Here is a 1,300-nt window from a genome sequence, read left to right as displayed (position 1 = left end):
GGGTGATCTCGAGGGGCAGGCGTAGGCCGGTCACCTCCTGGCCGGCCGCCATCCGCAGCCGGTAGAGCGGCGTGGCGATCCAGCGCTCGACCGGCAATTGTCGGTAGCCGAGGCGCATCGGCGCGTAGTAGCGCAGGCTCGCGCGCATCACAGGGCCCTCGCGCCGGGCCGATACCGGGGCGTCGAGGTCGACGTCGCGGAACGCGAGGCCGGCATCGCGCAGCTGCCCGCTCAGCTCCAGCTCGCCGATGTAGCGGGCGGTCGAGCGCAGGCCGAGGCGTCGGGTGAACAGGGTGAAGTTGGTGAGCTGCCCCTCCGCCAGGGCACACAGCATTCCGCCCACCGCCGTGGTGGTCTTCGGGTCGCCGATGCGCCGGTTGTCGCGCTCGCGGAACGGGTACCAGGTGCCGGCCTGGTACTGGTGCAGCGGCACGATCCGGTCGGGCGAGACGGCCAGCTTGTCGACCAGCAGGTCGACGAAGGCCTGGAGCCGCGACGGCCGACCGGAGAGCAGCACCACGTCGACGTCAAGGGCGTGGACCGCCTCGCACAGGTTGTCGAGGACGAGATCGAGGGTCGAGACCACGCAGGCCGCGACGATGTCGGCCCGGCTCTCAAATACGCACTCGGTGAGGCGGAATCCCGCCGCTCCGCCCTCGCGAGCCGGCACCTCGAGGAAGTCGAGCAGGCGCTGTTGCGGAGTCGCGCGGCGCAAAGCCCGACCGCGCTCGGGGAAGAACTCGGCGAAGGGGCGCGCCACCGTCTCGTCGCCGGCTTCCACGTCACCGAGGATGCGCAGACCGATCGGCTCCAATACCCGCGAGACGAACTGGCGCCGCAGGTGCTTCTCCTGCTCGGCCATGTTGGCCCGGTCGCCGCCGAAGCGCTCGAGCAGCAGGGCGTGCGGATCGGGATGGCCGCCCGCCCGCAAGGCCGCCTCGATCGTCGGCAGGACCAGGCGCTCGATCACCCGCTTGAGGATGTCGTCGCCGGCGATGCGGAAGCCCTCGCGGAAATTCTGCACCGGTTTGATCGCCCGGTTGCCTTCCGCGTAGTAGGTCGTGACCATCAGGTCGGTGGTGCCGCCGCCGACATCGATGCTGGCGATGCGCAAGGAGGGCTCCGGCCGCGCCGCCGGCTCCGGCAGGGCGTCTGGCTCCGCGAAGGGCACCCAGAAGCTCGGCGGCGCGGTCGACGGGTTCCTGCGCCTCGCCGGACGGCCGCGGCCCTTCGCGGAGCCAGACGCCCTGCCGGAGCCGGCGGCGCGGCCGGAGCCCTCCTTGCGCATCGCCAGCATCGA

General features: G+C 71.8%; 2 protein-coding genes. One reads left to right on the top strand and one right to left on the bottom strand.

The window, feature by feature from the left end:
* The coding region (locus VQ03_RS30460; RefSeq protein WP_245292258.1) for a virulence factor SrfB at positions 1-1,114 on the bottom strand (1,114 nt) is incomplete at its 3' end.
* Between VQ03_RS30460 and VQ03_RS34910 the strand changes: the two genes are divergently transcribed.
* Positions 1,107-1,300 (top strand): hypothetical protein (locus VQ03_RS34910; RefSeq protein ID WP_245292257.1); only part of this gene is annotated, 194 nt, incomplete at its 3' end. The genes VQ03_RS30460 and VQ03_RS34910 overlap by 8 nt on opposite strands.

This window comes from Methylobacterium tarhaniae (assembly GCF_001043955.1).
Taxonomy (GTDB): Bacteria; Pseudomonadota; Alphaproteobacteria; order Rhizobiales; family Beijerinckiaceae; genus Methylobacterium; species Methylobacterium tarhaniae.
This window is presented reverse-complemented; position numbering and strand designations above follow the sequence as displayed.